Annotated in this window: 1 protein-coding gene; it reads left to right on the top strand. The window is 50.4% G+C overall.

The window, feature by feature from the left end; translation table 11 throughout:
* Positions 1 to 32: 32 nt before the first annotated feature.
* A partial coding sequence (locus MRS74_RS23645) for a hypothetical protein (protein ID WP_438362356.1) occupies positions 33 to 242 on the top strand: 210 nt, incomplete at its 3' end.

Here is a 242-nt window from a genome sequence, read left to right as displayed (position 1 = left end):
ATGCATACCTACTGGCCAAAGCTGGTTACCCCGTGACAGTATTTGAAGCATTCCATGTCCTAGGTGGCGTGTTACGTTATGGTATCCCTGAGTTCCGTCTACCGAACCAATTGGTGGATGACGTGGTAGAAAAAATCAAAGCGCTCGGAGGCCGCTTTGTCACTAACTACATCGTTGGTAAAACTGCCACCCTAGCGGACCTCAAACGCGCAGGTTTTGTGAGAGTGTTTGTCGGCACTGGG

The organism is Marinobacterium sedimentorum, assembly GCF_024267675.1.
Lineage (GTDB): Bacteria > Pseudomonadota > Gammaproteobacteria > Pseudomonadales > Balneatricaceae > Marinobacterium_A > Marinobacterium_A sedimentorum.
Note: the sequence above shows the minus strand (reverse complement) of the source record. Positions and strands in the feature narration are given on the sequence as shown.